Annotated in this window: 1 protein-coding gene; it reads left to right on the plus strand. The window is 54.6% G+C overall.

The features are described 5' to 3' along the window. Nucleotides 1–160 precede the first annotated feature (160 nt). Nucleotides 161–874, plus strand: a complete 714-nt coding sequence (locus NW840_RS00170; protein ID WP_414341598.1) for a hypothetical protein — start codon at nucleotides 161–163, stop codon at nucleotides 872–874. Nucleotides 875–1,634: the final 760 nt, after the last annotated feature.

The following is a 1,634-nucleotide window of genomic DNA, read 5'->3' on the forward strand; positions in this document are numbered from 1 at the left end:
GGGGGGGAAGTCCGTGACCTATACCCCACTGGCGCTCGTTTGGTTGACGCCGGTGGTGGGTTGGAACAGCCCCAAACAGGCGTAGACTAATGACGAAGACGGTCGGGAGAGGGATTCCCGACCGTGACACCAACTAGATTCGTCAAATGGAGGAATCTAAATGACTACGACAACTGTACCGCACTTGAGGCTAACAGTCCAAGACCTGAAAGCACAGTACCGCATGGGTATGCTCACTGTGAAGGGCTACGTCTATAACTGGCTTCTAGCCGCCAGAAAGCGTGGATGGAAACTGAGAACCACCGTCAAGGACTTCTGTGTGCAGTTGGGAATCAGCAAATCCGCCTTCTACAAGGCGATAGCGGAGCTCAGGGCTGAGCCAGAATCTGACTTCCGCTTTGAGGTCTATGGGGGAATAGAGCTTTGGGTCGAGGAATCAAAGAACGCGGATACAGTGTCCACGGTTGGAGACACGGTGTCCACGATTGTGGACACGGTGTCCACGGTCATGGAAAGCGAAACGCCGGATGCCAGTCACAGCAAGGCTCCCAGCGCCCCTTCAGATCTCTATACAACTTCTTCTCATATAGAGGAAGAAAGTTTGGATATGAACAAACAGCCAGCTAGTAACGGCTCAGTGAGGGATCCAGATCCAGGGCCCATTAATGTGGCTCAGATACTGGCGATAACGAAACAGAAACTTATGGAGCAGATAGCGAGACAGCGAGCGGAAAGAGAGCAAAGATGGCTTGAGAAGGGAAGAAGAGGGATAGTGTTCCGGCCTGCCGGCGTGAATAGGATGGACAACCTGGTTCCTTCTGACTGCTGTCTTCCTTGGGGGTCACCGGCCGGTGCCCACTACCAGCCTACTTGAGCCCCTTTGGGGCTACGGCCGGTGCCCCGTGGCCACCAATCTAATAAAATGAACTAGGCTAGTAAGCCACCTTCAAACTGTCAACCAAGACCCCTACAAGCTGTCAATCAACTAAGACTCCTATAAGCTGTCAACGGGGTTCAAGGCAGGCTGCAGATAAGGCCCATTTAAATAAAGAAGTAAGCGCCAACCAAGAATCCTTGTGTGGATTAGGTTTCCGGCTTCTTAGTTGGGACAATTCGTCTCATCCTTAAAGCGTATATGGGACAAAGAGCCTCATTACGCTTCAGCTATCGCTGTCCACCTTACCCACCTGAAAGCCGCTTGGGGAGAGCAGTTGAGCCTGTATCAGTATGTTTGCAGCCTGCCTTGAACTCTATTGAAGAAGATGTTGAAGTCTATTGAAGAAGGCATTGAAGTCTTTTGAAGAAGGTATTGAAATCTTTTGAAGAAGGGACTTCAACTCCACCACCGGCGCCAAATCCAGTAGTGGCTACGGCGGCGCCAGATCCAGATGGACGGTGGTGGATCCAGCAGTGGCTACGGCGCCGCCAGATCCAGCAGTGGCTACGGCGCCGGCGGTGACTGAGCACCGAACTTGGCTTACCCGAACCTGAACCCCCCCGGCCCACCTAGAAGCCAGAGAGCGGCGCGGCCCGCGCCGGTGTCAAGGGTCTCGACCGCGGAGCGGCGCGCGGAGCGCGCCCTTGACGCCGGCGCTAAGCGCGCCGCCATAGTGCAGTTAGGTGGGCCGGGGGGG

Source organism: Synechococcus sp. R5-13, assembly GCF_047462015.1.
Lineage (GTDB): Bacteria > Cyanobacteriota > Cyanobacteriia > Thermostichales > Thermostichaceae > Thermostichus.